The organism is Terriglobus sp. YAF25 (genome assembly GCF_052113305.1).
Classification (GTDB): Bacteria; Acidobacteriota; Terriglobia; order Terriglobales; family Acidobacteriaceae; genus Terriglobus.
The window spans coordinates 1-1,537 of record NZ_JBFRCY010000911.1 but is presented as its reverse complement, the minus strand read 5'-3'; the positions used below and the strand labels follow the sequence as shown (position 1 = coordinate 1,537).

Here is a 1,537-nt window from a genome sequence, read left to right as displayed (position 1 = left end):
GAGTAGACGAGCCCGTCAGGCTCCCGGCCAGCCACTCGGCTCCACTCACGGTGGACGGGTCGGGTGAGCAAGTGCAGTGCACCAATCCACTCCGACAAGGAGAAGCACCATGAGCCCGAGTCAGATCAATCTGGTCAAAACAGAGGCTATGCCGCGTACCGCGCTGGCCAGCCTCGTGGCGGCCGTCGCCGAGGACCCGAAGGCCGTGGCGGCCGGCGTGAAGGCGTCCGTCCGGCGGTCCCAGAAGGATGACAACAACTGCATGATGGGCGGCTGGACCTCCTGACCACCCTCTGAAGCGCTGATGCGCTGAGCCTCCCGTGTGCCCGGAGTGGTCTTCTGCCCCGGGCACACACCCCCGGTCATCATCGAAGGAGAGATCCCTCGTGCACTTCATGAACATCGGCCACGCCTACGAGAACGCGGCCCGACTGATCCACGCCGTAAGCGACGAATACCCGGACGCCGACGGTCTGCACGCGGCCTACAGGGCAGCCATCTCGACGCCGCGTCTCCGTCCCCTGCCAGTCGAGGGCGAGGGGATCTCCGTTTCCTACGAGGACGGCACCTGGGCGAAGCACTGCATCGAAAACGGCATCTTCGAGAACATCTTCAAGGGCGCCGGGCCTTCGGAAGGGCCGACCAGGGAGGGGTGGGGCAATAGGGTCGCCGAGGCATTGGGCCTCATCCAGGAGATCAGCCCCGACCTCCGTCTCATGGTCGACCTATTGGTCACAGACCTCGTGGTCCTCAACAGCGGCGCGGACGGCGGTGGCTCCGCCTCCCACATCCCCGGCGTCGTGGTGATGAGCCCCGGCGCTGAGTGGGACGTCCTCGACTACGCGATGTGCCTGGTCCATGAATGCATGCACCTCAACCTCTTCGTGGCGGACAAGGTGTACGGGACCTTCACCCTTCCGTCCAGCGCACTCGGAGCCGAGGAACACCGCGCCCTGTCCGCTGTCAAGATCGGCCAGCGTCGACCGCTGGACAAGGCGTTCCACGCCGCGATCGTGACGGTCCCGCTGATGTTCATGCAGGACCGCCATGGCGTGACGACTCTGGTAGACCTCTACACCGAGTCGCTGCGGGACGCCTGCGAGGATTTGAAGAAGCAGCGCCAGATCCTCACCCAGTACGGTCAGATGCTGCTCGACGAACTGTGCGACTTCGCCGAGCACATCGACTTCGCTCACGTGGCCCGTGCGATCTCCGGCACGGACTACGCGGGCTACAGGCCGAGTGTGGCCGGCTGACCACGCTCAGTAGTCCTCGAAGAGGATTCCCGACTCTCGTGCCAGGCTCAAGGCCAATTCCATCGACCCTGGGCCTTGCACGGTTGCTCCCTTGAGGCTCGCCGCTCCGCCAACATCGATGAGCGTACAGTTCTCGAATCGGACGGTTCCCGTTTGGCCGTTAGAAAATTGCGCTCCGGTCAAGTCGCAGTTTTCGAAACGCACATTGTGCATTGATGCCGACTGGAAGTCGGCCCCCGTCATCTTGCAGTCGGTGAAAACGACACTGTAGAGCTTCATGT

Annotated in this window: 3 protein-coding genes; 2 read left to right on the top strand and 1 reads right to left on the bottom strand. The window is 63.6% G+C overall.

Annotated elements, in window-relative coordinates:
• Nucleotides 1–109: 109 nt before the first annotated feature.
• Nucleotides 110–286, top strand: a complete 177-nt coding sequence (locus AB4043_RS25140; RefSeq protein WP_442308477.1) for a hypothetical protein — start codon at nt 110–112, stop codon at nt 284–286.
• Nucleotides 287–395: 109 nt separating this feature from the next.
• A complete protein-coding gene (locus AB4043_RS25135) occupies nt 396–1,256 on the top strand; it encodes an aKG-HExxH-type peptide beta-hydroxylase (RefSeq protein ID WP_442308478.1) in 861 nt (286 codons plus the stop codon).
• Between the two features lie 6 nt (nt 1,257–1,262).
• Here the strand turns inward: AB4043_RS25135 and AB4043_RS25130 are convergent.
• Nucleotides 1,263–1,537: pentapeptide repeat-containing protein (locus AB4043_RS25130; protein WP_442308476.1), on the bottom strand; the 275-nt coding region annotated here is incomplete at its 5' end.